This window comes from Streptomyces sp. NPDC046557, assembly GCF_040645975.1.
Taxonomy (GTDB): domain Bacteria; phylum Actinomycetota; class Actinomycetes; order Streptomycetales; family Streptomycetaceae; genus Streptomyces.
Genome location: NZ_JBEYZH010000001.1, coordinates 1,098,595 through 1,123,752, shown reverse-complemented (window position 1 = coordinate 1,123,752; position 25,158 = coordinate 1,098,595). Strand labels below are relative to the sequence as shown.

23 protein-coding genes are annotated in these 25,158 nt (G+C 71.1%); 16 read left to right on the top strand and 7 right to left on the bottom strand.

The features are described from left to right. The first annotated feature begins 525 nt into the window (after positions 1-525). Entirely contained in the window at positions 526-1,281 is a 756-nt protein-coding gene (locus ABZ934_RS05100) for a hypothetical protein (protein WP_361308570.1), read from the top strand. Between the two features lie 7 nt (positions 1,282-1,288). On the opposite strand, the gene ABZ934_RS05095 is transcribed toward ABZ934_RS05100, so the two are convergent. Together ABZ934_RS05095 and ABZ934_RS05090 are read right to left on the bottom strand one after the other, a co-directional pair. Beyond that, on the bottom strand, positions 1,289-2,635 hold the full coding sequence (locus tag ABZ934_RS05095; RefSeq protein ID WP_361308568.1) for a D-arabinono-1,4-lactone oxidase: 1,347 nt from the start codon (positions 2,633-2,635) through the stop codon (positions 1,289-1,291). After that, the gene (locus tag ABZ934_RS05090; RefSeq protein ID WP_361308567.1) at positions 2,568-3,839 is read right to left on the bottom strand and encodes an MFS transporter; all 1,272 of its coding nucleotides are present in this window, start codon (positions 3,837-3,839) and stop codon (positions 2,568-2,570) included. Before ABZ934_RS05090 ends, ABZ934_RS05095 begins: the two co-directional genes overlap by 68 nt. A gap of 168 nt (positions 3,840-4,007) precedes the next feature. Between ABZ934_RS05090 and ABZ934_RS05085 the strand changes: the two genes are divergently transcribed. Then, positions 4,008-5,147, top strand: a complete 1,140-nt coding sequence (locus ABZ934_RS05085; RefSeq protein WP_361308565.1) for a ferrochelatase — start codon at positions 4,008-4,010, stop codon at positions 5,145-5,147. A 14-nt stretch (positions 5,148-5,161) separates the two neighbouring features. After that, a complete protein-coding gene (locus tag ABZ934_RS05080; RefSeq protein WP_361308563.1) occupies positions 5,162-5,980 on the top strand; it encodes an inositol monophosphatase family protein in 819 nt (272 codons plus the stop codon). 194 nt (positions 5,981-6,174) lie between these two features. On the opposite strand, the gene ABZ934_RS05075 is transcribed toward ABZ934_RS05080, so the two are convergent. Continuing rightward, entirely contained in the window at positions 6,175-6,342 is a 168-nt protein-coding gene (locus tag ABZ934_RS05075; RefSeq protein ID WP_190186174.1) for a hypothetical protein, read from the bottom strand. A gap of 260 nt (positions 6,343-6,602) precedes the next feature. Here ABZ934_RS05075 and ABZ934_RS05070 point away from each other — a divergent pair, with 260 nt between their 5' ends. The 4 genes from ABZ934_RS05070 to ABZ934_RS05055 all read left to right on the top strand — a co-directional run bounded on the left by ABZ934_RS05070 (position 6,603) and on the right by ABZ934_RS05055 (position 10,114). Beyond that, positions 6,603-7,256: a response regulator transcription factor gene (locus ABZ934_RS05070; RefSeq protein WP_030036265.1), complete on the top strand. Its 654-nt coding sequence runs from the start codon at positions 6,603-6,605 to the stop codon at positions 7,254-7,256. Between the two features lie 4 nt (positions 7,257-7,260). After that, positions 7,261-8,505, top strand: coding sequence for a HAMP domain-containing sensor histidine kinase (locus ABZ934_RS05065; RefSeq protein WP_361308562.1), 1,245 nt, complete (start codon positions 7,261-7,263; stop codon positions 8,503-8,505). Between the two features lie 383 nt (positions 8,506-8,888). Further along, the gene (locus ABZ934_RS05060) at positions 8,889-9,185 is read left to right on the top strand and encodes a DUF4193 domain-containing protein (RefSeq protein ID WP_136212598.1); all 297 of its coding nucleotides are present in this window, start codon (positions 8,889-8,891) and stop codon (positions 9,183-9,185) included. Between the two features lie 11 nt (positions 9,186-9,196). After that, positions 9,197-10,114, top strand: a complete 918-nt coding sequence (locus ABZ934_RS05055) for a hypothetical protein (RefSeq protein ID WP_361308560.1) — start codon at positions 9,197-9,199, stop codon at positions 10,112-10,114. Between the two features lie 81 nt (positions 10,115-10,195). Here ABZ934_RS05055 and ABZ934_RS05050 read toward each other — a convergent pair whose 3' ends face one another. Beyond that, complete coding sequence (locus tag ABZ934_RS05050; RefSeq protein WP_361308558.1) at positions 10,196-10,660, bottom strand: DUF3093 domain-containing protein; 465 nt, start codon at positions 10,658-10,660, stop codon at positions 10,196-10,198. A 58-nt stretch (positions 10,661-10,718) separates the two neighbouring features. Between ABZ934_RS05050 and ABZ934_RS05045 the strand changes: the two genes are divergently transcribed. The 7 genes from ABZ934_RS05045 (at position 10,719) to ABZ934_RS05015 (ending at position 17,290) form a co-directional block, all read left to right on the top strand. Continuing rightward, positions 10,719-11,303: a PaaI family thioesterase gene (locus ABZ934_RS05045; protein WP_361308556.1), complete on the top strand. Its 585-nt coding sequence runs from the start codon at positions 10,719-10,721 to the stop codon at positions 11,301-11,303. Then, positions 11,303-11,839, top strand: coding sequence for a dUTP diphosphatase (gene dut, locus ABZ934_RS05040; RefSeq protein ID WP_361308555.1), 537 nt, complete (start codon positions 11,303-11,305; stop codon positions 11,837-11,839). Before ABZ934_RS05045 ends, dut begins: the two co-directional genes overlap by 1 nt. A gap of 1 nt (position 11,840) precedes the next feature. Continuing rightward, positions 11,841-12,632 carry a DUF3710 domain-containing protein gene (locus ABZ934_RS05035; RefSeq protein ID WP_361308553.1) on the top strand — a complete coding sequence of 264 codons (792 nt, stop codon included), beginning with the start codon at positions 11,841-11,843 and terminating at the stop codon, positions 12,630-12,632. 183 nt (positions 12,633-12,815) lie between these two features. Further along, entirely contained in the window at positions 12,816-15,428 is a 2,613-nt protein-coding gene (locus ABZ934_RS05030; RefSeq protein WP_361308551.1) for a sensor histidine kinase KdpD, read from the top strand. Then, a complete protein-coding gene (locus ABZ934_RS05025) occupies positions 15,425-16,111 on the top strand; it encodes a response regulator (protein ID WP_361308550.1) in 687 nt (228 codons plus the stop codon). The genes ABZ934_RS05030 and ABZ934_RS05025 overlap by 4 nt, the downstream gene beginning before the upstream one ends. Before the next feature lie 24 nt (positions 16,112-16,135). Beyond that, entirely contained in the window at positions 16,136-16,555 is a 420-nt protein-coding gene (locus ABZ934_RS05020) for an OB-fold nucleic acid binding domain-containing protein (protein ID WP_136212606.1), read from the top strand. Between the two features lie 3 nt (positions 16,556-16,558). Beyond that, positions 16,559-17,290 (top strand): DUF3159 domain-containing protein, encoded by a 732-nt coding sequence (locus ABZ934_RS05015; protein WP_361308549.1) that lies wholly within the window; start codon positions 16,559-16,561, stop codon positions 17,288-17,290. A 181-nt stretch (positions 17,291-17,471) separates the two neighbouring features. Here ABZ934_RS05015 and ABZ934_RS05010 read toward each other — a convergent pair whose 3' ends face one another. Together ABZ934_RS05010 and ABZ934_RS05005 are read right to left on the bottom strand one after the other, a co-directional pair. Continuing rightward, on the bottom strand, positions 17,472-18,134 hold the full coding sequence (locus tag ABZ934_RS05010) for a TrkA family potassium uptake protein (protein ID WP_361308548.1): 663 nt from the start codon (positions 18,132-18,134) through the stop codon (positions 17,472-17,474). Further along, positions 18,131-18,799 (bottom strand): TrkA family potassium uptake protein, encoded by a 669-nt coding sequence (locus ABZ934_RS05005; RefSeq protein WP_136212609.1) that lies wholly within the window; start codon positions 18,797-18,799, stop codon positions 18,131-18,133. Before ABZ934_RS05005 ends, ABZ934_RS05010 begins: the two co-directional genes overlap by 4 nt. Positions 18,800-19,009: 210 nt before the next feature. Here ABZ934_RS05005 and ABZ934_RS05000 point away from each other — a divergent pair, with 210 nt between their 5' ends. Next, positions 19,010-21,058, top strand: coding sequence for an APC family permease (locus ABZ934_RS05000; protein WP_361308547.1), 2,049 nt, complete (start codon positions 19,010-19,012; stop codon positions 21,056-21,058). A 101-nt stretch (positions 21,059-21,159) separates the two neighbouring features. Next, positions 21,160-22,491 carry a TRAM domain-containing protein gene (locus ABZ934_RS04995; protein WP_361308545.1) on the top strand — a complete coding sequence of 444 codons (1,332 nt, stop codon included), beginning with the start codon at positions 21,160-21,162 and terminating at the stop codon, positions 22,489-22,491. 389 nt (positions 22,492-22,880) lie between these two features. Here the strand turns inward: ABZ934_RS04995 and ABZ934_RS04990 are convergent, their stop codons facing one another. Next, on the bottom strand, positions 22,881-25,013 hold the full coding sequence (locus ABZ934_RS04990) for an N-6 DNA methylase (protein WP_361308543.1): 2,133 nt from the start codon (positions 25,011-25,013) through the stop codon (positions 22,881-22,883). Between the last annotated feature and the right edge of the window lie 145 nt (positions 25,014-25,158).

The window sequence follows — 25,158 nt, the reverse complement described above, 5'->3', positions numbered from 1 at the left end:
CTCCCGGGTGGTGCCTGCCGACGTCACGTGCGTCGCTGCTTCCGCTAGTCGAGTGTGGCCTGCCCGGGTGCAGCCTGCCACAACCTTGCCGAGTTAAACCGGCGTGTCGGGCATGCGCCCTTGATCGCCGTTATGGCACGGTTACCTGTTGGGCACGCACAGTGACCGAACGATTACTGTGCGCATCAGAAACCCGTGCAACACCGCGGCATCGCCGGTCTTGAGTGCCGTATCTCCATCGTCGGCCCCCTCTCCCGGGTCCGGACATCCGAAAGGAAGGACGGCCCCAGGGCTCGCCACAGTACTCCATTCGGGCCACCCGGGTGGACCGCCGCGCCGCCGAAGTTGTCCCGGGCGGCGGGAGTTGGCCTGCCCTGAAACGGGGTCCCGGCGGGGCCGACCTGCGAAGCGGTCCGTTTTCTGGTGTCTTGCTTCACAGATTCCCCAGAAGTGGAACTATCCGTTTCGTCCTGGTGTCTGTAACTCCCGTAAGAGGAGGAACGCGAGAGGCAGGGCGCGCACGGAATGGCACAGGACGACACCGCACCGGAGAAGAAGAAGCTCGACCTAAGCGTCGCTCAGATCGCCGGCTCCTCCCTCGCCACCGTCGCGGCGGCACTGCTCGCCTCGAAGCTGGGGGTGTACGGGACCATCCTGGGCGCCGGTGTCGTCAGCGTGGTGGCCACCGCCGGCGGCCCCGTCATCCAGCACGTGTTCCGTCGCACCGGAGACCGGCTGCGCACCGGAGACCTGCCCCGCGTCGGCGTCCGCGCCGGGTCCGGCCCCTCGGGCGCACCGGGCCTGCCGGGCCCGCCGGTGGAGGGCGAGTACGGCGAGGCCACCGTCCACGGCACCCGCGTACGGGGCTGGAAGCGCACGGCGGTGGCATCGGCGGCCGCCTTCGCCATAGCCATCGGCGGCCTCGGCGTCTACGAGGCCGCGGCCGGCACCTCGATCAGCGACGGCGGCGGCACCCTCCTCTCCGGCGGTACGCGGAAGGCCGCCGACCACCGCCGACCGGACCCGCCGAGGGGTGAGGAGCGCAACGGTGAGGGCGGCAAGGGCGAGGGCGGCAAGGGCGGCGCGGCCACTCCCGGCCCGGGGCGGTCCGCGGGGGCCGGGAGCCCGACGCCCGACCCGACCCCCTCGCGGTCACCGGACCGGACGCCGACGCCGGCCCCCGGCCCCGTGACGCCGACCCCGAAACCCACCCCGACCGAGACGCCGACACCCACGCCGACGCCCCCGACCCCGGGCCCGTCGACGCCGAGCCCCTCCTGAGCCGCCGTCAGGCGCCCAGCACCCGCCGCAGGTAGTCGTTGCCGAACAGTCGGTCCGGGTCCAGCCGGTCCCGTAGGGCGGTGAACTCGCCGAAGCGCGGGTAGACCCGGTCGAGGTACTCGGCGTCCCGGGTGTGCACCTTGCCCCAATGCGGCCGGCCCTCGTGCGCGGTGAAGATCCGCTCGGCCGCCGTGAAGTACGCCTGGTACGGGGTGCCCTTGTACATGTGCACGGCGATGTACGCCGTCTCGCGCCCGGAGGCCGTCGACAGGGTGATGTCATCCGCCGGCGCCGTCCGCACCTCCACGGGGAAGCTGACGCGCAGCGGCGACCGGTCGACCATCGCCTTCAGTTCCCGCAGGGCCTCGACGACGTGCTCGCGCGGGAGTGCGTACTCCATCTCCACGAAACGCACCCGGCGCGGACTGGTGAACACCTTGTACGGGATGTCGGTGTAGGTCCGCGCGGACAGCGCCCGGCTGGCGATGCGGGCGATGCCCGGAACGGTCGCCGGGACGGCCCGGCCCAGCGAGTTGACCACCTGGAAGAGGCCGTTGGACAGCAGCTCGTCCTCGATCCACGCGCTGACCGCTCCGGGCGGGGCGGCCGGGCCCTGGCTGCGGTTGTTCCGCTTGGTGTTGCAGTTGCCGGTGTGCGGGAACCAGTAGAACTCGAAGTGCTCGTTCTCCGCGACGTGCTCGTCGAACTCGGCCGTCACCCGGTCGAAGCCCATCGGCTCCTCACGGGCGGTCAGGAGGAAGAGAGGTTCGACGGCGAAGGTCACCGAGGTGACGATGCCGAGCGCCCCGATGCCGAGCCGGGCGGCCGCGAAGACCTCCGGGTTCTCCTTCTCCGAGCATGTCAGCAGTCTGCCGTCCGCGGTGACCAGCTCCAGGGCGCGGATCTGCGCGGCGATGGAGGCCGAGTCGCGGCCCGTGCCGTGGGTGCCGGTGCTGGTGGCGCCCGCGACCGTCTGCTCCATGATGTCGCCCATGTTGGTGAGCGACAGGCCTTCCCGGGCCAAGGCCACGTTCAGGTCCTTGAGCACGGTGCCCGCCGCCACCGTGACGGTGCCGGCGGTCCGGTCGATCGACGTGATGCCGCGCAGCGCCTGGGGGCGGATGAGCACCCCGTCGGTGGCGGCGGCCGCGGTGAAGGAGTGGCCGGTGCCGACGGCCTTCACCCGCAAGCCTTCCTCCGCGGCCCGGCGGACCGCCTCCCGCAGGTCCCCGACCGAGGTCGGGGCCACCACGCGGGCGGGCGTCGCGCTGACGTTGCCCGCCCAGTTACGCCATGCGGTCGGCGTCCTCGCCGCCCCGCCCCGCCCGTTCTGTCCTGCTGTCGCGGTCCCCATCGGTAGCCGGCTCCTCCCCTTGCGCCGGCCTCGTCAGCCGGCGGTATCCCGCGAACGCCACCGCCGCCGCGGCCGCCCCCGCCGAGATGGAGACGACGTACCCGCTCTTGGCGCCGGCCGCGTCGATGACCAGGCCGGCCACGGAGGAGCCGACCGCGACACCGACCGCGAGGCCGGTGCTGATCCAGGTCATGCCCTCGGTCAGCTTCGCGCGGGGTACGTGCGCCTCGATCAGGGCCATCGTGGTGATCATCGTGGGAGCGATGGCGAGGCCCGAGACGAAGAGCGCCACGGCCAGAAACGGCAAGTTCCCGGCCAGTAGGAGGGGGATCATACTCACGGCCATCGCACAGATGCCCAGCACCCATCGACGTTCGGCCGTTCCCTTGAGGTGCAGCAGGCCGAAGACGATGCCGGCGAAGCAGGAGCCGAGCGCCCACACGGCGAGGATCACACTCGCGAGTGGTTTGTGACCGCGCTCGTCGGCGAAGGCCAGCGTGGCGACGTCGATCGAGCCGAAGATCGCGCCCGTCGCCACGAACGTGCCCATGAGCACCTGGAGTCCGGGGGAGCGCAGGGCGGAGGTCCGGTCCCCGTGCTCCTCGTGCGGATGGGGCCGCGGTTCCGTGGCGCGCTGGGCCGTCAGCCACCAGACGCCCACGAGCAGGCACACGGCGGCGATCAGCGGCCCCGCCTCCGGGAACCAGGTCGTGGACAGGGAGATGGCGACGATCGGTCCGAAGATGAAGCAGATCTCGTCGACCACGGATTCGAAGGAGTACGCGGTGTGCAGGCTCGGGGTGTCCCGGTAGATCGCGGTCCATCGGGCGCGGACCATCGAGCCCACGCTCGGTACGCATCCCGCGAGGACGGAGAAGCCGAAGAGCGTCCAGTCCGGCCAGCCGTTCGCCGCGGCGACCAGCAGGCCGGCCACCGCCGCGACCGCGAAGAGGGTGGCGGGGCGCAGTACGCGCCGTTGTCCGTAGCGGTCGACCAGTTTGGAGATCTGGGGACCGACGGCCGCGGCGGAGAGGGCGAGCGTTCCGGTGAGGGCGCTCGCCAGCCCGTAGCGGCCGGTGATCTCCGAGATCATGGTCAGGATGCCGACGCCCACCATGGAGAGCGGCATGCGGCCGATGAGCCCGGCGGCGCTGAACCCCTTGGTGCCAGGGGCGGCGAAGATCGCGCGGTAGGGACTGGGCACGGGCCCTCCGTAAGGGACGTCGATGGCCTCTACAGGTTACGGCCGCCGACGAGGCACCCGCACGGCGAGATAACGGTCTGAAGTAAGGGTGACCTTACCCGTCCGAAACGTGGGATCGGCCGACGGGTCCGTTTCCCGCCGCGAGCCGCCTGGTGGCAGGATTCGAGCATGTCCGACCAGCTCCGCGCACCCGATGCCGGCCCCTACGACGCCCTGCTGCTGCTCTCCTTCGGCGGTCCCGAGGGCCCCGACGACGTCGTGCCGTTCCTGGAGAACGTCACGCGCGGGCGCGGCATCCCGCGCGAACGGCTGAAGGAAGTCGGGCAGCACTACTTCGGTTTCGGCGGGGTCAGCCCCATCAACGCCCAGAACCGCGAGCTGCTGGACGCCCTGCGCAAGGACTTCGCCGAGCACGGGTTGGACCTGCCGGTGTACTGGGGCAACCGGAACTGGGCGCCGTACCTCACCGACGTGCTGCGGGAGATGGCGGCCGACGGGCGCCGCCGTATCGCCGTGCTCGCCACCAGCGCGTACGCCTCCTACTCGGGCTGCCGGCAGTACCGGGAGAACCTCGCCGACGCGCTCGCCACGCTCGCCGAGGAGGGCGTGGCCGAGCTGCCGGAGGTCGACAAGCTGCGCCACTACTTCAACCACCCGGGATTCGTCCGGCCGATGGTCGACGGAGTGCTCGCCTCGCTGGCCGCGCTGCCGCAGGACGTGCGCGCCGGCGCCCACCTGGCCTTCACCACCCACTCCATCCCGACCGCGGCCGCCGACACCTCCGGCCCCGTCGAGGAGCACGGCGACGGCGGCGCGTACGTCCGCCAGCACCTGGACGTCGCCGCGCTGATCGCGGACGCGGTGCGCGCCGAGACGGGCACCGAACTTCCCTGGGAGCTGGTCTACCAGTCGCGCAGCGGCGCCCCGCACATCCCCTGGTTGGAACCCGACATCTGCGACCACCTGGAGGCCCTGCACGCGGCGGGCGCCCCGGCGGTGGTCATGGTGCCGATCGGCTTCGTCTCGGACCACATGGAAGTCCTGTACGACCTCGACACCGAGGCGACCGCCAAGGCCGCCGAACTGGGCCTGCCCGTCGCCCGGTCGGCGACGGTCGGCGCCGATCCGCGGTTCGCGGCGGCGGTACGGGACCTCGTGCTGGAGCGCGCCGCCGCCGAGCGCGGCGAAGCGGTGGAGCGGTGCGCGCTCGGGGCGCTCGGCCCCAGCCACGACCTCTGCGCGGTGGGCTGCTGCCCCGCGCGGGCACCCCGGCCGGCGGCCGCGGGCGTCGACAGTCCGTACGCGTAGGGAGTGGGACGAGCATGAGCATCGACGAACGGGCGTCCGCCGAACTGAAGGCGGAGCTGCTGGCGGTGGGGCTGGACGCCGCCGCCAAGGCGGGCGGGCTGCTGCGGGACGGGCGACCGGCGGACCTCGCGGTGGCGGCCACCAAATCCAGCCCGATCGACGTGGTGACCGAGATGGACATCGCGGCGGAGAAGCTGATCACGGACATCCTCGCCGAGCGCCGGCCGACGGACGGGCTGCTGGGCGAGGAGGGCGCCGACAGCCCCGGGACGAGCGGCGTGCGCTGGGTCGTGGACCCGCTGGACGGCACCGTGAACTACCTGTACGGGCTGCCCAGCTGGAGCGTCTCCATCGCCGCCGAGTACCGCGGCGAGACGGTGGTCGGCGTGGTGGCGGCGCCGATGCGCGGGGAGACGTACCACGCGGTGCTCGGCGAGGGGGCCTGGCTGGGGGACCTCCGGCTGCGGTGCCGCGCCGCCGCGCCGCTGGACCAGGCGCTGGTGGCGACCGGGTTCGCCTACCTCCAGGGACGCAAGGAGCAGCAGGCGGAAGTGGTACGGCGGATCCTGCCCAGGGTGCGCGACATCCGCCGCGCCGGATCGGCGGCCCTGGACCTCTCCGACGTCGCCGCCGGACGGTTGGACGGCTACTACGAGCGGGGGCTGAACCCCTGGGACCTCGCCGCGGGCGCGCTCATCGCCCGGGAGGCCGGCGCGATGACGGGCGGCCGGCCGGGCGAACCGGCCTCGGGGGAGCTGGCGCTGGCCGCCACCCCGGCCGTGTTCGCCTCCCTCCAGCCGCTGCTGGAGGAAGCCGGGGCCTGGCACGACTGACCCCGGCGCCCCCGTACACCGGTGACCACCGCCGCACGTGAGTGGACCCCGGCCGCCCTGCGGGCGACCGGGGTCCGAGAAGCACGGCGGTCGAGAGGTGTCGGTCGGACTGCGTGCGGTCGGACTGCGTGCGGTCGGACTGCGTGCGGTCAGGCGGCGTTCGTTCCGGCGGCGTTCGTTCCGGCAGCCTTCGGTCAGGCAGCGGTGACGGGCACGCCGTGTTCGGCCGCGAGGCGCTGGAGGTCCTCCAGCTCCGCCTGTTCCACATCCGCGAGGTAGTCGTCGCCCGTCTCACGGGCCTTGCTGAGGTCCGACTGTGTGGCCCTGATGCGCTGCAGGAGACCCGCGGTGAATGCGTCCATGGTGGGTGCGCCCCCTCTTCGTGGGTCGCGGCGGTTCGGCCCGTGGCAGTCCGCCGTCAGGAGTGGATGGGGTGTTCCATCGTCCTCCCCGGCACCCTGGGCGCAGAAACCTCGCACGCCCATCGAATCCTCGGTTCTCTTCCGCCGGCGCCCCCGCAGCGGGCCCCTCAGGGCGCCTTACAGCCGGTTTACCGCCGAAACGGGCAGGATGGGCGACGCAATACACGTGTGCCCTTCTGGGCTCGAAGGAAGGAAACGACGTGCGCGTACTCGTCGTCGAGGACGAGCAACTGCTCGCCGATGCGGTGGCCACCGGCCTGCGGCGGGAGGCCATGGCCGTGGACGTCGTGTACGACGGCGCCGCGGCCCTGGAGCGCGTCGGAGTGAACGACTACGACGTGGTCGTTCTCGACCGGGACCTCCCGCTCGTCCACGGGGACGACGTCTGCCGGAAGATCGTGGAGCTCGGCATGCCGACCCGCGTACTGATGCTGACCGCCTCCGGGGACGTCAGCGACCGGGTCGAGGGGCTGGAGCTCGGTGCGGACGACTACCTGCCCAAGCCCTTCGCCTTCACCGAGCTGACCGCCCGCGTGCGCGCCCTGGGCCGGCGTACGACGGTCGCGCTGCCGCCCGTACTGGAGCGCGCCGGGATCAAGCTGGACCCGAACCGGCGCGAGGTGTTCCGTGAGGGCAGGGAGGTGCAGCTGGCGCCGAAGGAGTTCGCGGTGCTGGAGGTCCTCATGCGCAGCGAGGGGACCGTCGTCTCCGCCGAGCAACTGCTGGAGAAGGCGTGGGACGAGAACACCGACCCGTTCACGAACGTGGTGCGCGTGACGGTCATGACCTTGCGCCGCAAGCTCGGTGAGCCGCCCGTCATCGTGACCGTGCCGGGCTCCGGATACCGGATCTGAGGCCATGGCAGCGACTCCGGCGCCACCAGCGGCACCTCCGAAACCGACCTGGGACCCCGGCCAGCCCGAGGGTCCCTTCCCGTGGCTGCGGCCCACCATCCGCATACGCCTCACCCTGCTGTACGGCGGGATGTTCCTCATCGCGGGCATCTTGCTGCTGTCGATCATCTACCTCCTGGCGGCGCAGGCGCTGCGGGAGGGCAACGCCCTGCCCTTCAAGATCGTCGGCGGTACGAAGATCGAGGTCACCAGCACGACCTGCTCCGGCGTGGGCGCCGACATGTCGTTCGACCAGTTCTATTCGGCGATCAGCCAGTGCATCTTCGACCAGCGCCGGCACGCCCTCGACGACCTGCTGAGCCGGTCGCTGATGGCTCTGCTGGGCTTGAGCATCATCGCCTTCGCCTTCGGCTACGCGATGGCCGGCCGGGTGCTCTCGCCGCTGGGCAAGATCACCCGTACCGCCCGCCGGGTCGTCGGTACCGACCTCACCCGGCGGATCGAGCTGGACGGGCCGGACGACGAGCTCAAGGAGCTCGCCGACACTTTCGACGAGATGCTCGACCGGCTGGAACGGGCCTTCACCGCCCAGCAGAGGTTCGTCGCGAACGCCTCGCACGAGCTGCGCACACCGCTCGCGATCAACCGGACGCTGCTGGAGGTGCACCTCTCCGATCCGGGGGCCCCGGTGGAGCTCCAGCAGCTCGGGAAGACGCTCCTGGCCACCAACGAGCGCAGCGAGCAACTGGTCGAGGGGCTGCTGCTGCTGGCCCGCAGCGAGAACCAGATCGTCGAGCGCAAGCCCGTGGACCTGGCCGAGGTCGCCTCGCGCGCCATCGACCAGGCCCGGACGGAGGCCGCGGCGAAGGGCGTGGAGATCCGCGGCGAGCGGTTGCCCGCCGTCGTCCAGGGCAACGGCGTGCTGCTGGAGCGGATCGCCCTGAACCTGGTGCAGAACGCCGTCCGCTACAACGTGCCGGAGGGAGGCTGGGTGGAAGTCGCGACCGAGGTGGGGCACGGCCAGGCGGTCCTCCTGGTATCGAACACGGGTCCCGTGGTTCCCGCGTACGAGGTGGACAACCTCTTCGAGCCGTTCAGGCGGCTGCGTACGGAGCGAACGGGCAGCGACAAGGGCGTGGGGCTCGGCCTGTCCATCGCGCGCTCCGTGGCGCGCGCACACGGCGGCCGCATGCAGGCGACCCCCCGGGAGGGCGGTGGCCTCGTGATGCGTGTCACTTTGCCCGTCTGAGCAGGACCCGCCCGTGTTCGCTTTTGGCTGAATCCACGAGGCAGCACCCGGGAAACCGCTGTGTGATCGATCACATGAGCGAGTGTCCGGCTGTGCGCGTTCGGTGACCCCAGGAAGGCCGGAACGCCCGGGAAGTCCGGGTTTCCGGCCCCCCGAATGGCGGGAAATACACGGGGTGGCGTTCGTGCAAGGCGACCTCCGGACCGTGTACGGTCCCGGTCGTCATCCCAGGCGCAAGCCCCTTCGGGGGCCCGGCTGGGTGTCGATTGAGTAACAGACCTTGATGTGAGGCAAAATCTCCGCCTCAGGTCGGGCACAAGTCCGGCCTCTCGCGCGTTACGTGCGCTGAGACACCGCTAAATCCCAGAGGGGGAGAGCGAACCATGGCAACGGACTACGACACTCCGCGCAAGACCGACGACGACGTAGACAACGACAGCATTGAAGAGCTGAAGGCTCGGCGCAACGAGAAGTCCCACTCGAATGTGGACGTGGACGACTTCGACGCGGCGGAAGGCATGGAGCTTCCCGGTGCGGACCTCTCCAACGAGGAGCTGGCCGTCCGGGTCCTGCCCAAGCAGGCCGACGAGTTCACCTGCATGAGCTGCTTCCTGGTGCACCACCGCAGCCAGCTGGCCCGGGAGAAGAACGGCCAGCCGATCTGTCGCGACTGCGACTGAGAGGCTCGACCGTGACAGGGTCGTCGCCCTTCCGGAAGCGCCGCTTCCGGAAGTCTGGTGATCCGGCGGAGAAGCAGGTGGAGACGGGCCCGGCAACGGGCCCCGAAACCTCCGGCGAACCCGCCCTGTCCTCCGACACCGCCCCAGCGGTGCCGTGGGCCCCAGCGGCCGGCGACGGGCCCCGTACGTCCGGGACCCGTCGGATGCGAGCCGTCAGGAACGGCGTGCGCAAGGGCGGCGAAGGCGTGAAGGCCGTCGCCCTGTACATCGCCGACCGCATCATCGAGAACGCACCGCGCGTTCCGGTTCGGGACCTCGCGACCCTGCGCGCGCAGTTCCCGGGCCTCGACCCCGAGCAGCTCGCCGACAAGCTGATCGCCGGCGCCGCCCACGCCACGTCCGTCGTGGGAGCCGGTGTCGGCGCGGCGGCGATGCTGCCCGTGCCGCCCGCGATGCCGGCCGAGCTGGCCGCGGAGATCACCGGGGTCGCCGCGATCGAGCTGAAACTGATCGCCGAACTCCACGAGGTCTACGGACTGCGGCCCCCCGGCAACCTCAAGGAACGCAGCCACGCCTACCTCACGTCCTGGACGGAGGAGCGCGGCGTCGACCTGACCAAGCCGACCACGCTGAACGCGGCGCTGGGCGGCCAGATGAAGCGCGAACTGCGCCAGCAGATCACGAAGCGGATGGTCCGCAACCTGCCGAACCTGATGCCCTTCATGGTCGGCGCGGCCGTGGGCGCCGTGATGAACCGCCGCGACACCCGGAAAGTCGCCCAGAAGGTACGGGGCGACCTGCGCACACGGGCCGTGCCCTGGGACGCCCTTCCCGAGCTGCCGCCCCTTGAGCGGGCCTCCCAGCCCCTTCCCGAGGCCACCAGGGCCGCCCTCGAAGGCCGCGGACACCGGAAGCCCGACCAGCGCTAGCCGCGCCGGCCCGGCCCGGCCCGGCCCGGCCCGGCCCGGCCCGGCCCGGCCCGGCCCGGTCCGGTCCGGTCCCGGCGCGGGCTACTCCGCCTCGGTACGCGCCGAGCGGATCGCCGCCGCCAGGGCCTCCGGCTCGCGGGTGGAGACGTACACGTAGGGGGTCGGGTCCGCCGGGTCGGTGACCTCGACGCGGACGGCCGTCGGGACATAGCTGCGCAGTAGCATGAACGCACGGGTGTCGGCCTTGTACGTACGCCAGGCCCGCGCCTCCTCGGCGTCCAGGACCACCGGTTCACCCAGGGCCGTCACCGGGATCCGGGCCTCGCCCGCCGCCAGCGCGCCGTTCACGACGCGCACGCGCGCGGAACCGTACGAACTCACCAGCATCCCCGTCAGGGCCGTGCCCCCGACCAGCCCGGCCAGCAGCGGCAGCGTGCCCAGCGGAAGCATCACCAGGGCGCACGCCAGGCCGGTCAGTGCGGCGATCGCCCACCAGGAGCGGGGGGCGGTCAGGCGTTCGTCGTGGTGCGCGGGGGAGAGCTGCATGCCCACAAGCCTGCCACGAGGCGACCGGCGGGTAGCCGCGCGGGTAAGGTCAGCGGCTGTGAGTGGACGAAACACAGCGTTGACGCCCCCGGCCGACGCCACGGCGCCGGTCCGGCACCCCGAGGCGCCCGCCCCGGGCGAACTACTCGGCGCGCACTACGAGCACTGCTTCGGCTGCGGCGGGGGACAGTCGCACGGGCTCCACCTGGAGGCCCGGGCCGGCGAGGGCGTGCGGGTCACCGCCGAGTTCACCGTCAAGCCCGCCCACCAGGGCGCGCCCGGTCTCGCGCACGGCGGCGTACTGGCCACCGCCCTCGACGAGACGCTCGGTTCCCTGAACTGGCTGCTGCGCGTCATCGCGGTGACCGGGCGGCTGGAGACCGACTTCGTACGACCGGTCCCCCTGGGGACCGTGCTGTACCTGGAGGCCGAGGTCACCGCCGTCGCCGGGCGGAAGATCTACTCCACGGCGGTCGGCCGAATAGGAGGCCCGGAGGGGCCCGTCGCCGTGCGCGCCGACGCCCTCTTCATCGAGGTGAAGGTCGACCACTTCATCGACAACGGACGGCCCGAGGAGATCCGGGCGGCGATGGCCGACCCGGACCAGGTCAGGCGCTCGCGCGCCTTCGAGGTGAACCCCTGATGTCTCACAACGACCACGCCCCCGTCGACGTGCTGATCCGCCGCGTCGACCCCGAGGTGCCGCTGCCCTCCTACGGACACCCCGGCGACGCGGGCTGCGACCTCGTGACCACCGAGGCCGCCGAGCTGGCCCCCGGTGAGCGGACCGTACTGCCCACCGGCGTCTCCATCGCCCTGCCCGACGGGTACGCCGCCTTCGTGCACCCCCGCTCGGGCCTGGCCGCGCGCTGCGGGCTCGCGCTCGTGAATGCCCCGGGGACGGTGGATGCCGGGTACCGTGGGGAAATCAAGGTGATCGTGGTCAATCTCGACCCGCGCGAGAGCGTCAGGTTCGAGCGTTTCGACCGCATTGCCCAGCTGGTTGTCCAGCGGGTCGAGAAGGTGCGCTTCCACGAGGTGGCGGAACTTCCCGGCTCGGCCAGGGCCGAGGGGGGTTTCGGCTCCACCGGCGGTCATGCGGCCGTGGCCGGATCCGGAGCTGGTCAGCAGGGTGGGAATGGCTACGCTTCGGTCGTAACCGACCGGGAAGGACAGTGACGTGTTCGGACGTCGCAAGAAGAACGACTCCGTCAAGGACGGCGGCGCGGCCGAGCAGGTCGTCGGGAACGAGAGCGGCGAGGAGCAGAACGACGCCGACCGGCTCGACGACCCCACGCCCCGCCGAGTGAACCTGCCGCCGGCGCCGCGGCCCGACGGCCCGTGGGACGTCTCCGAGGTGCCCGGCAAGCCGGAAGACGGCCGGGTCGACCTGGGCGGCATCCTCGTACCCGGGGTCGAGGGCATGGAGCTGCGGGTCGAGGTCGCCGGTGACGCGATCGTTGCCGCGACCGTCGTCCTCGGCGACAGCGCCGTACAGCTGCAGGCTTTCGCGGCGCCCAAGAAGGAAGGCATCTGGGGCGAGGTCCGCGACGAGATCGCCACGGGCATCACCCAGCAGGGCGGCATCATCGACGAGGTCGAAGGCCCCCTCGGCTGGGAGCTGCGCGCGCAGGTGCCCGTACCGCTGCCCGACGGGCAGACCGGCGCCCAACTGGTTCGGTTCGTCGGCGTCGACGGCCCGCGCTGGTTCCTGCGCGGTGTCATCTCCGGCCAGGCGGCGGTGCGCCCCGAGTCGGGCGGTGTGCTGGAGCAGATCTTCCGGGACACGGTCGTCGTTCGTGGCGAGGGCCCGATGGCGCCCCGCGACCCGATCGTGCTGAAGCTCCCGAACGACGCCCAGATGGTGCCGGACGGCGTGCAGCAGCCGGCGTCCGGTGAGGCCGAGGGCTCCCGCTTCGGCGGCGACATGGGCCAGTTGGAGCGCGGGCCGGAGATCACCGAGGTCCGCTGACCTCCGCTCCTCCGCTCCTCTCCCGTTTCGGGCCGGTGGGCCGTACCCCCTCGCGGGTACGGCCCACCGGCCTTTTCCGGAACCCGAGGCCGGGTGCGGCCGGCGCGTCAGGGATGCGTCAGGGATCGGCGCCCGGCCGTCCATCGGGCGGTCGCCGGTGGGAACGTCCCCGAGAATGGGCGCATGGGACGCGGCAAGCTACGGATATACCTCGGCGCGGCACCCGGTGTGGGCAAGACGTACGCCATGCTCTCGGAAGGGCACCGCCGGGTCGAACGCGGCGGCGACTGCGTCGTCGGCTTCGTCGAGCACCACGGCCGGCCGCGGACCGAGGTGATGCTCCACGGGCTGGAACAGGTGCCGCGGCGGGAGCTCTCCTACCGGGACGCCGCCTTCACCGAGATGGACGTGGACGCGCTCCTGGCCCGGCGGCCCGCGGTGGCCCTGGTGGACGAGCTGGCACACACGAACGTCCCCGGCTCGCGCAACGCCAAGCGCTGGCAGGACGTCGAGGAACTGCTCCGGGCCGGCATCGACGTCGTATCGACCGTGAACATCCAGCACCTGGAGTCCCTCGGCGACGTCGTCGAAGCCATCACGGGGGTCCGGCAGCGCGAGACGGTACCGGACGAGGTGGTGCGGCGGGCCGAGCAGATCGAGCTGGTCGACATGTCGCCCCAGGCGCTGCGCCGCCGGATGGCCCACGGGAACATATACAAGCCCGACAAGGTCGACGCGGCCCTGTCCAACTACTTCCGACCCGGCAACCTCACCGCGCTGCGGGAGCTGGCCCTGCTCTGGGTCGCCGACCGGGCCGACGAGTACCTGCGGCAGTACCGGGGCGAACACGACATCCGCTCCACCTGGCAGGCCCGCGAGCGGATCGTCGTCGGCCTCACCGGCGGCCCCGAGGGGCGCACCCTGATCCGGCGCGCCGCTCGCCTCGCCGAGAAGGGCGCGGGCGGCGAGGTACTGGCCGTCTACATCGCGCGCAGCGACGGGCTGACCTCGGCCTCGCCCAAGGAGCTCGCCGTCCAGCGGACGCTGGCGGAAGACCTCGGCGGAACGTTTCACCATGTCATCGGTGACAACATCCCCGAGGCCCTGCTGGAGTTCGCCCGGGGGGTCAACGCCACCCAGATCGTGCTCGGCTCCAGCCGCCGCAAGGCGTGGCAGTACGTGTTCGGGCCGGGCGTGGGCGCCAGTGTGGCCCGCGACTCAGGACCCGACCTGGACGTGCACATCGTCACCCACGAGGAGGTGGCCAAGGGGCGCGGGCTGCCCGTGGTCCGCTCCGCCGCCCGGCTCGGCAGGACCCGTATCGTCGCCGGCTGGGTGGTCGGCGTGGTGTTCCCCGCCCTGCTCGCGGTGCTGCTCACGCACGTGAACGGCGATCCGGGCCTGGCCAACGACATGCTGCTGTTCCTCGCCCTGACCGTGGCCGCGGCCCTGCTGGGCGGCCTCGTGCCCGCCCTCGCCTCGGCGGCCTTCGGCTCGCTGCTGTTGAACTACTACTTCGCGCCGCCGCTGCACCGCTTCACGATCTCCGACCCCAAGAACATCGTCGCCATCTCGGTCTTCTTCGGGGTGGCGGTGGCCGTCGCCTCCGTCGTGGACTCGGCCGCCCGGCGCACCCAGCAGGCCGCCCGGCTGCGCGCCGAATCCGAGATCCTGTCCTTCCTCGCGGGCAGCGTGCTGCGCGGGGAGACCACCCTGGACGCGCTGCTGGAGCGGGTGCGGGAGACCTTCGCCATGGAGTCGGTGGCCCTGTTGGAGCGCGCGGGCGAGGTGGAGCCCTGGAAGCCGGCCGGCAGCGTCGGCCCGAGCCCCGCCGCACGGCCCGAGGACGCCGACGTGGACATGCCGATCGGCGACCACATGGCGCTGGCCCTGTCCGGGCGGGTGCTGCCCGCCGAGGACCGCCGGGTGCTGGGCGCCTTCGCCGCGCAGGCCGCCGTCGTGCTGGACCGGCAGCGGCTGGTCGGGGAGGCCGAGGAGGCCCGTCGGATGGCGGAGGGCAACCGGATCAGGACCGCGCTGCTCGCCGCCGTCAGCCACGACCTGCGCACCCCTCTGGCCTCCATCAAGGCGTCCGTGTCCTCGCTGCGCTCCGAGGACGTGGAGTGGTCGCCGCAGGACCGGGCCGAGCTGCTCGAAGGGATCGAGCACGGCGCCGACCGGCTCGACCACCTCGTGGGGAACCTGCTGGACATGTCCCGGCTCCAGACCGGCACCGTCACCCCGCTGATCCGGGAGATCGACCTCGACGAGGTGGTCCCGATGGCGCTGGGCGGCGTACCCGAGGACAGCGTGGTGCTGGACGTCCCCGAGACGCTGCCGATGGTGGCGGTGGACCCGGGGCTGTTGGAGCGGTCCGTGGCGAACGTGGTGGAGAACGCCGTCAAGTACAGCCCGCCGGGGCAGCCGGTGCTGGTCGCGGCGAGTTTCCTCGGCGACCGGGTCGAGGTACGGGTCGTGGACCGCGGGCCGGGGGTGCCGGACGAGGCCAAGGACCGGATCTTCGCCCCGTTCCAGCGGCACGGCGACGCGCCGCGCGGCGCCGGGGTCGGGCTCGGGCTCGCGGTGGCCCGCGGCTTCGCCGAGGCGATGGCGGGGACCCTGACCGCCGAGGACACGCCGGGAGGCGGGCTCACGATGGTGCTGACGCTAGGGGCGGCTCGCGCAACCGCACCGGCGCCCGGTCACATCGACCGCGTGGACCGGATCCATGACGCGGATCGACCTGTTGATCCGTTCGACGTTCCCTCCGTACGACAGAAGGCAGGCCCTCGATGACCCGAGTGCTCGTGGTGGACGACGAGCCGCAGATCGTCCGAGCCCTCGTGATCAACCTGAAGGCACGCAAGTACGAGGTCGACGCCGCGGCCGACGGCGCGGGGGCCCTGGAGCTCGCCGCCGCCCGCCACCCCGACGTGATCGTCCTCGACCTGGGCCTGCCCGACATGGACGGCGTTGAGGTGATCAAGGGACTGCGTGGCTGGACCCGGGTCCCGATCCTGGTGCTCTCCGCCCGCCACAGCTCCGACGAGAAGGTCGAGGCACTGGACGCGGGCGCCGACGACTACGTCACCAAACCGTTCGGCATGGACGAGCTGCTGGCCCGGCTGCGCGCCGCCGTCCGCCGGGCCGAACCGCCCGTCGGCGCCGGCGAGGACGAGGTGGTCGTGGAGACCGAGGGCTTCAGCGTCGACCTGGCCGCCAAGAAGGCCGTGCGCGAGGGACGCGACGTACGCCTGACCCCCACCGAGTGGCACCTGCTGGAGGTCCTGGTCCGCAACGGCGGCAAGCTGGTCAGCCAGAAGCAGCTCCTCCGGGAGGTCTGGGGCCCCTCGTACGGGACGGAGACCAACTACCTGCGGGTCTACATGGCGCAGCTGCGCCGCAAGCTGGAGGCCGACCCCTCGCACCCGCGGCACTTCATCACCGAACCGGGCATGGGATACCGCTTCGAGAGGTAGCGGGCACGCCGGTACGCTTCCTGTATGAGTGCTGAACCGCGTCCCGAGAAGCCCGCGAAACCGGCCAGGCCGGCGGGCCGGTTCCGCCGGATGATAGAGCGTCTTTCCACCTCCCAGGAGGATCTGCATTCGGCGGAGCTGCAGGAGGACGCAGAAGCCGCGGGGTGCACGCGGATCTGCGACTCCTACGACCGCGAGATAGTCAAGGTGACCGGTACGCTACGGACCGTCACCCTGCGTCCGCGGGCCGGAGTCCCCGCCCTGGAGGCGGAGCTGTTCGACGGCTCCGCCGCGCTGGACGTGGTGTGGCTCGGGCGTCGCTCGATCGTGGGAATCGAGCCCGGGCGGCGCATGATCGCCTCCGGGCGGATCGCGATGAGTCATGGGCGCCGGGTCCTCTTCAACCCGAAGTACGAACTCCGACCGCTCGGACAGGAGCAGTAACCGGTGACGTCACTCGACAAACCGAACATCCCCGCCCCGGACCCTGCCGACGACCGGAAGGCCGCGACACAGGCCGCGCTCTTCGACGCGTTCGGAGGCATCCGGGGCACCGTGGAGACGATGCTCCCGGGCCTGCTCTTCGTGATGATCTACACGATCAACAAGAACGTGATGATGTCCGCCATCGCGGCGGCCGTCGTCGCGGTCGCCCTGGTGATCGTGCGGCTGCTGCGCAAGGACACCGTCAAGCACGCGTTCAGCGGCGTGTTCGGCGTCGGCGTCGGCGTGGCCTTCGCCCTCTTCACGGGCACCGCCAAGGGGTTCTACCTGCCCGGAATGATCTACGGGGCGGGGCTGGGGGTGGCCTTCACGCTCTCGGCGCTGATCGGCTTCCCGCTGCTCGGGGTGATCCTGGGGCCGGTGTTCAAGGAGAACCTGTCCTGGCGCACGCGCAACCCCGGGCGCAAGAAGGCGTACACCAAGGCCAGCCTGGCGTGGGGGATCATCTTCCTCGCCAAGTACGCGATCCTCTTCCCGCTGTACTGGTGGGGGGACGCGACCCAGCTCGGCTGGGTACTGATCACGCTCAAGCTGCCGCCGATGGTGCTCGCGGTGTACTTCACCTGGGTGTTCCTGGCGAAGGCGCCGCCGCCGATCGACGTCATCGCCGAGTACGAGGCCGAGGAGGCCGCCGAGAAGGCGGCGAAGGCCGCGGCGCGGGAACGAGGGGCCTGACGACGGCGAACGCGGCGCCGAGCACGGCGAACGTCGCAGCCTGGGCACGGTGAACGCGGCGGTCCGGGCACGGCGAACGTCGCAGCCTGGGCACGGCGAACGCGGCGGCCCGGGCACGGCCGTACGGCGAAGGGGCCGCCGACCACATCGTGGTCGGCGGCCCCTTCGCATGACTACGGCCTCAGTGGCGGGCGCGGAGGAGTTCCTCCAACTGCTCCTCGCGGGCCTGGGCGGCCACGAAGAGGAGCTCGTCGCCCGGTTCCAGGGTTTCCTCGCCGTGCGGGGTGAGCACCCGGTTGCCCCGGATGATCGTGACCAACGAGGTGTCCTCGGGCCAGCTGATCTCGCTGATCTGCGTGCCGGCGACCGAGGAGTCGGCGGGCAGGGTCAGCTCGACGAGGTTGGCGTCGCCGTGGCTGAAGCGGAGCAGCCGCACCAGGTCGCCGACGCTGACGGCCTCCTCGACGAGGGCCGACATCAGACGCGGCGTGGAGACGGCGACGTCGACGCCCCAGGACTCGTTGAAGAGCCACTCGTTCTTCGGGTTGTTGACCCGCGCCACGACCCGGGGCACCCCGTACTCGGTCTTGGCGAGCAAGGACACGACCAGGTTGACCTTGTCGTCACCCGTGGCGGCGATGACCACGTTGCAGCGCTGGAGCGCGGCCTCGTCCAGCGAGGTGATCTCGCAGGCGTCGGCCAGCAGCCACTCGGCCTGCGGCACCCGCTCGACCGAGATGGCGGTCGGCGCCTTGTCGACGAGCAGCACCTCGTGGCCGTTCTCCAGCAGCTCGCCCGCGATGGAGCGGCCGACGGCGCCGGCTCCGGCGATCGCGACCCTCATGCGTGTGCCTCCTCGGGCCCCTGGGCGAAGACCGCCTCGACCTTCTCGATCTCGTCCGTGCGCATCATCACGTGGACGAGGTCGCCCTCCTGCAGGACCGTCTGCGACGTCGGCAGCATGGCCTCGCCCAGGCGGGTGAGGAACGCCACGCGGACGCCCGTCTCCTCCTGGAGGGTGCTGACCTTGTGCCCGATCCAGCTCGCCGAGGTGTGCACCTCGGCGAGCTGCACACCACCGCTCGGGTCGCGCCACAGCGGCTCCGCGCCCGAGGGCAGCAGCCGGCGCAGCATCTGGTCGGCGGTCCACCGCACGGTCGCCACGGTGGGGATGCCCAGGCGCTGGTAGACCTCGGCGCGCTTGGGGTCGTAGATGCGGGCGGCGACGTTCTCGACGCCGAACATCTCGCGCGCCACGCGGGCGGCGATGATGTTGGAATTGTCACCGCTGCTGACGGCGGCGAAGGCGCCCGCCTCCTCGATGCCCGCCTCCCGCAGGGTGTCCTGATCGAAGCCGACCCCGGTCACGCGGCGGCCGCCGAACGATGCCCCCAGTCGACGGAATGCGGTGGGGTCCTGGTCGACTACCGCGACCGTATGACCCTGCTGTTCCAGGGTCTGCGCGAGGGCGGAGCCCACCCTTCCGCAGCCCATGATGACGATGTGCACGGCCGTCCTTCCGGCTGACAGCGGCTCGCTGGTTCCCAGCCTCATTGCATGCTCTGGCTAAACAGGGTCTCAGACCATGGCCCAAGCTACACACGGGCGGTCACCAGTGTGACCATTTGGGGTGCGGGCGGGGGCTCATTGGAGCTTCATTGCCCGCTAATAGGGGCGGGGGGTTCGTCAGCCGGTTTTCGAACGCTTACGATCCTTGGCGTGTCCAAACTGACCGACGTGCCCAAACGGATCCTGATCGGCCGGGCGCTCCGCAGCGACCGCCTCGGAGAAACGCTCCTCCCCAAGCGGATCGCCCTACCCGTCTTCGCCTCAGACCCGCTGTCCTCCGTGGCGTACGCGCCCGGCGAGGTCCTGCTGGTCCTGTCGATCGCGGGCGTGTCGGCGTACCACTTCAGCCCCTGGATCGCGCTCGCGGTCGTGGTGCTGATGTTCACGGTGGTCGCGTCCTACCGGCAGAACGTGCACGCCTACCCGAGCGGCGGCGGTGACTACGAGGTCGCGAACACCAACCTCGGTCCCAAGGCCGGTCTCACCGTGGCGAGCGCGCTGCTGGTCGACTACGTCCTGACCGTCGCCGTGTCGATCGCCTCCGGAGTGGAGAACCTCGGCTCCGCCATCCCCTTCGTCGTCGAGCACAAAGTGCTCTGCGCGATCGGGATGATCTTGCTCCTCACTCTGATGAATCTGCGCGGCATGAAGGAATCGGGGCGGCTCTTCGCGATTCCCACCTATGTCTTCGTGGCGGGCGTATTCGTCATGATCGCGTGGGGTGCCTGGCGGGGCATCGTCCTCGGCGAGACCATGAAGGCACCCACCGCGGATTTCGAGATCAAGGCGGAACACCAGGGCCTGGCCGGCTTCGCGCTCGTCTTCCTGCTGCTGCGGGCGTTCTCGTCCGGCTGTGCCGCCCTGACCGGCGTCGAGGCGATCAGCAACGGCGTGCCCGCGTTCCGCAAGCCCAAGAGCAAGAACGCCGCGACCACCCTCGCGCTGATGGGCGCGCTGGCCGTGACGATGTTCTGCGGCATCATCGCCCTGGCCATGGCGACCAACGTCAGGATGGCCGAGAAGCCCGCGACGGACCTGCTCCACAACGGTGCGGAAGTCGGTACGGGTTACGTGCAGAACCCGGTGATCTCCCAGGTCGCCGAAGCCGTCTTCGGCAACGGCAGCTTCCTGTTCATCGTGCTCGCCGCCGCCACCGCCCTCGTCCTGTTCCTGGCCGCCAACACGGCCTACAACGGCTTCCCGCTGCTGGGCTCGATCCTCGCCCAGGACCGCTATCTGCCCCGTCAGCTGCACACCCGCGGCGACCGGCTCGCCTTCTCCAACGGCATCGTGCTGCTCGCGGGTGCCGCCGTCCTGCTGGTCTGGATCTACGGCGCGGACTCGACGAAGCTGATCCAGCTCTACATCGTCGGTGTCTTCGTCTCCTTCACCCTCAGCCAGACCGGCATGGTCCGGCACTGGAACCGGCACCTGAAGGCGGAGAAGGACCCGGCTGTGCGCCGCCGGATGTTCCGCTCGCGCGCGATCAACGCCTTCGGCGCCTTCTTCACGGGCCTCGTGCTGGTCGTGGTCCTCGCCACCAAGTTCACCCACGGTGCCTGGGTCGCCCTGCTCGGAATGCTGATCTTCTACGGCACGATGACCGCCATCCGCAAGCACTACGACCGGGTCGCCGACGAGATCGCGGCGGCCGAGGGGCCGAGCGACGACAGCGTCCGGCCCTCGCGGGTCCACTCGATCGTCCTGGTCTCCAAGGTGCACAAGCCGACGCTGCGTGCCCTGGCCTTCGCCAAGCTGACACGCTCGGACACCCTGGAGGCGCTCAGCATCAGCGTGGACCCGGCGGAGACCAAGGCGCTCAAGGAGGAGTGGGAGCGGCGAGGCATCAACGTACCGCTCAAGATCCTCGACTCCCCGTACCGCGAGATCACGCGGCCGGTGGTGGAGTACGTCAAGGGCCTGCGCAGCGAGAACCCGCGCGACGCGGTCAGCGTCTACATCCCGGAGTACGTCGTCGGCCGCTGGTACGAGCATCTGCTGCACAACCAGAGCGCACTGCGCCTCAAGGGCCGGCTGCTGTTCACGCCCGGCGTGATGGTCACCTCGGTGCCCTACCAGCTGGAGTCCTCCGAGCTCGCGAAGAAGCGGGCGAAGAAGCGGCAGGAGTGGAACGCTCCCGGCGCCGTGCGCCGCGGACCGGTGAACACCCCGCGGCCGAAGGACCGGGCGGGGAAGTAGCCGCGGGACGGTCGGTGTGGCGAACGGCCGGACGAGATCCACGTAAACTGGTGGGTCGGTCGTCCGGCCGTTCCCATTTTATGTTTTGGAGTCTCCCCACCATGACCGAGCAGATCGAGAAGCAGTCACTGGTCGGGGAGGAGTACGAGGTCGAGGTCGGCCCCGTCGCGCACGGCGGCCACTGCATCGCACGCACCGCCGAGGGCCGCGTCCTGTTCGTCCGCCACACCCTGCCCGGTGAGAAGGTCGTCGCCCGGGTCACGGAGGGCGACGTCGACTCCCGCTTCCTGCGTGCCGACGCGATCACCGTCCTCGACGCCTCCAAGGACCGCGTCGAGGCGCCGTGCCCGTACGCCGGCCCCGGCAAGTGCGGCGGCTGCGACTGGCAGCACGCCAAGCCGGGCGCGCAGCGCCGGCTCAAGGGCGAGGTCGTGGCCGAGCAGCTCAAGCGGCTCGCCGGGCTCACCCCGGAGGAGGCCGGCTGGGACGGCACGGTCATGCCGGCCGAGGGCGACAAGCTGCCGGCCGGACAGGTCCCGCAGTGGCGCACCCGGGTCCAGTTCGCGATCGACGAGGACGGCAACGCCGGCCTGCGCAAGCACCGCTCGCACGACATCGAGCCGATCGACCACTGCATGATCGCGGCCGTCGGTGTCGAGGAACTCGGCATCGAGAAGCAGGACTGGCCCCAGATGGAGACGGTCGAGGCGATCGCCGCCTCCGGCTCGGGCGACCGCCAGGTCGTCCTGACGCCGCGTCCGGGCGGCCGGCTGCCGCTCGTCGAGCTGGACAAGCCGGTCTCGGTCCTGCGGGTGGAGGAGAAGGACGGCGGTGTGCACCGCGTCCACGGCCGCCCCTTCGTGCGCGAGCGTGCGGACGGCCGTACGTACCGCGTCGGCATGGGCGGCTTCTGGCAGGTCCACCCGCAGGCCGCCGACACGCTGATCAAGGCCGTGATGCAGGGGCTGATGCCGCGCAAGGGCGAGATGGCGCTCGACCTCTACTGCGGCGTCGGCATCTTCGCGGGCGCGCTGGCGGAGCGGCTCGGCGAGACGGGCGCGGTGCTGGGCATCGAGTCCGGCAAGCGCGCGGTGGAGGACGCCCGGCACAACCTGGCGGACTTCCCCCGCGTCCGGATCGAGCAGGGCAAGGTGGACCAGGCCCTCCCGAAGACCGGCATCACCGAGTGCGACCTCGTGGTCCTCGACCCCCCGCGCGCCGGCGCCGGCAAGCAGACGGTCCGCCACATCGCGTCCCTGTCGGCCCGCCGCATCGCCTACGTCGCCTGCGACCCGGCGGCCCTGGCCCGTGACCTGGCGTACTTCGCGGACAACGGCTACAAGGTCCGCACGCTCCGCGTCTTCGACCTCTTCCCGATGACCCACCACGTGGAGTGCGTGGCGATCCTTGAACCGGCCGCAAAGGGCTCCTGACCTGCAGTGTCGCGGAGCGTCGGGAGTTTCCACCTGTTTCTGTCGGTCCATCATGTGATGGCTGTTCGGTCCTCGCGAAAACGCCACTGACTGCGGTTTTGTGAGGCCGCAACGAACGTGCTGACTCCATCTCATGTCTCTTGACGCTCGTTCTGACGATTCAGCAGCCTTGATTGTCCGCTGAGACGTGGTCAATCCACAGTGCCGCATGGGCCGGGCTACTCATCCCGGCCCGGCTCGGCCTGACGCAGGGCGCATGGTGGCCAGGAGGGCAACACCCCTCCCACAGCAGGCACTCAGGTATCACGGGCGGACACGGACCAGCGGCAGCGATTGCTTGGCGAGACCGGGGCCCCGGTTGGGCGGACAGTGTCCGCGGGCGCGGGTTCCTAACGATGCGCAGCGGGCTGGTTGTCGGCCAAGGACGCGCGCAGGTCTGCCGCGATGGTTTCTGTCAGGTCACGTGCCAGACCAATTCCAAGATCGTGGACGGCGCGTACGGCTGTGGTGAATTCCGCGATGGAGCGGAAGGCGTGACCGTACGCGCGTTGCCGGCCGATCGGCGGCAGCGGAATCCGTACCCGGCGCGGATCAACCCGGGTGCGGGTGCTGAGGGTGCTTGTCACGGAGGCTGCCTGCCGGCCGCCCTCGGCGCTGGACAAGAACCCGGCGAGATACCACGGGTCCACCAGCTCGGGGTCGGTGACCCGCAGATGGTGAATACCGGAGCCCGCGTACGTCCCGACGTCCCCCCCGGTGGCGACCCGTGCCACGACCTCGCGCGCCAACATGGGGAGGAGGATGTCGCCCGCCCGGATGAGCGGGTACAGCAACGGCTCCTCCGGGGCTGGTCCGATGCCGGAGGCCGGGCGGCCCGAGGTGATGTCCCGGACCAGGAGGTAACGGGCTTCGCCCGGCTCGGAGGGTGCCTCGTCGGGGCCGCTCGGCGGCCCTGGGCGGTGGTGGACGATCGCGCCGCTCTTGATCAGGTCTCCGAGGGCGACCGTTCGCGCCGTCGGCAGGTCGTCCGTGGACAGCTCCGGGCTCAGCGGCAGCGGGGGCACGCGTGTCGTCAGAGCAGATGCGGCGGCCTCGAACACCGAACGGGCTGCGACCAGCGCCTCCTGGGGCATCCTGCCAGGCTCGGCCTGCGGAAGATGGCGGCGGGGAGTGACATCGGCGTCGTGGAGCAACTCGATCAATGGGACCATGCGGGCCATGCCGGGGCGGGGGGCGAAGGACTCCGGAGCTGCGTGGTAGTCGGACCAGATCTCCGTCACCACGGGGAGGGGCTCGGCGACCTCGCTGGCATCCACCACCAGCAGGTGGCCGGTGCCGTCCCGTTCCCCGAGGTCGTGGGCGGAGACCTCTGGGCGGCGCATTACCCAAATCTGCAGCGGCAGGTTGTAGTGGGCGGCGAAGCCCGGCGGCAGTGAGATGACGGCGCGCAGGGCGCCTCGTCGTAGCAGCGCGGCGCGAATGCGGCGTCCGGAGGGCCGTACCGCGGCGGCCGGAGGCATCAGCAGGACGACCGGGGCGCCGGGAAGCGCATGGGCCAGGGCCTGCTGGGCCCAGGCCAGTTCGGATTCACCGCGGGGTGGCACGCCGTACCCCCACACGGGAGAGTCGGCCAGGTCCTCGTGGCCCCACGTGCGGTCGGCGAAGGGTGGATTGCCGACGACGGCGGAGGCGCGGCGCGGGTAGGCCGGATGCCGTAGGAAGTCCTCGGCGTGAACGTCGTACACGACCGTCGGGCCGCCGGACACCGCCGCACGGAAGGCCAGGCGTAGGGCGGCGAGCCTGGCGAGTGAGGGGTTCTGCTCTTGGCCGTGGAGGCGGGTGAAACCGGCATCGGCCGCGGCGAGCATGATCGTGCCGCTGCCGCAGGCGGGATCGAGCAATGTGCCTTGGGTAGGGCCGGCAAGGGCGACCATGAGGGAGGCCAGGGCCGGAGGGGTCGGGTTGAAACCGGCCCTGGGGCCGCCTGATAGGTACCGGGTGCAGAGTTCTTCGAACGCGGCGGCCGGACCGTCCGCGTCGGCGGCGTCGGCGGCGGCACGGAGCAACTGGATCTGGCCCGGACCAAATTCGTGCCCGGGAGAGTGGGCAAGGAGGGCGGTGACACCGGCGCGGGCGCCGCGGGAGAGGGTGAGTGTCTGGTCGGCCGCCTGCATGAGTCGGCTACAGCCGGAGGCGGTCGGGGGGACCGTGGTGCCCGGATGTTCATGGAGATGGAGAAGGAGCGTTCCTGCCATGCCCAAGGCGTCGTCCAGGGGCATGACGTCTCTTACCGAGCCCAGGGCCTGCCACAGCCGCTGGCCGGGCGGGATCTCCGGCGTCTTGCCTTCCCGTCGCAGCCACGCTTCGACCTCCCCGAGGTCGAAGCGTGGGCTGCGTTCCGTGCCGCCGACGGGTTGGGGGAAGTCCTCGTGGCGGCGGCGCCAGTTGCTGACGGCGGTGGGGCGAACACCTGTGATCCGGGCGATGTCCGCCGAAGTGACCTCGACGTGGTTGCTGGACATGGTGCCTCCCCTCCTCGAAGTTCTTGGCCGTCCGCCCTGTGAGGGGTGCGACCTGCCCGTACGCGGGGGACTGTACGTATTGCGTGCACCTCAGCCCGACTCTACGTGGCAGGTGGTGAACAGCCAAGTACACGGAGACCTGTGA

Excerpts from the sequence above, each read along its gene's own strand:
- ABZ934_RS05100 (WP_361308570.1), top strand. The coding sequence starts at position 526 with ATGGCACAGGACGACACCGCACCGGAGAAGAAGAAGCTCGACCTAAGC.
- ABZ934_RS05095 (WP_361308568.1), bottom strand. The coding sequence starts at position 2,635 with ATGGGGACCGCGACAGCAGGACAGAACGGGCGGGGCGGGGCGGCGAGG.
- ABZ934_RS05085 (WP_361308565.1), top strand. The coding sequence starts at position 4,008 with ATGTCCGACCAGCTCCGCGCACCCGATGCCGGCCCCTACGACGCCCTG.
- ABZ934_RS05080 (WP_361308563.1), top strand. The coding sequence starts at position 5,162 with ATGAGCATCGACGAACGGGCGTCCGCCGAACTGAAGGCGGAGCTGCTG.
- ABZ934_RS05075 (WP_190186174.1), bottom strand. The coding sequence starts at position 6,342 with ATGGACGCATTCACCGCGGGTCTCCTGCAGCGCATCAGGGCCACACAG.
- ABZ934_RS05065 (WP_361308562.1), top strand. The coding sequence starts at position 7,261 with ATGGCAGCGACTCCGGCGCCACCAGCGGCACCTCCGAAACCGACCTGG.
- ABZ934_RS05060 (WP_136212598.1), top strand. The coding sequence starts at position 8,889 with ATGGCAACGGACTACGACACTCCGCGCAAGACCGACGACGACGTAGAC.
- ABZ934_RS05050 (WP_361308558.1), bottom strand. The coding sequence starts at position 10,660 with ATGCAGCTCTCCCCCGCGCACCACGACGAACGCCTGACCGCCCCCCGC.
- dut (WP_361308555.1), top strand. The coding sequence starts at position 11,303 with ATGTCTCACAACGACCACGCCCCCGTCGACGTGCTGATCCGCCGCGTC.
- ABZ934_RS05030 (WP_361308551.1), top strand. The coding sequence starts at position 12,816 with ATGGGACGCGGCAAGCTACGGATATACCTCGGCGCGGCACCCGGTGTG.
- ABZ934_RS05025 (WP_361308550.1), top strand. The coding sequence starts at position 15,425 with ATGACCCGAGTGCTCGTGGTGGACGACGAGCCGCAGATCGTCCGAGCC.
- ABZ934_RS05020 (WP_136212606.1), top strand. The coding sequence starts at position 16,136 with ATGAGTGCTGAACCGCGTCCCGAGAAGCCCGCGAAACCGGCCAGGCCG.
- ABZ934_RS05010 (WP_361308548.1), bottom strand. The coding sequence starts at position 18,134 with ATGAGGGTCGCGATCGCCGGAGCCGGCGCCGTCGGCCGCTCCATCGCG.
- ABZ934_RS04995 (WP_361308545.1), top strand. The coding sequence starts at position 21,160 with ATGACCGAGCAGATCGAGAAGCAGTCACTGGTCGGGGAGGAGTACGAG.
- ABZ934_RS04990 (WP_361308543.1), bottom strand. The coding sequence starts at position 25,013 with ATGTCCAGCAACCACGTCGAGGTCACTTCGGCGGACATCGCCCGGATC.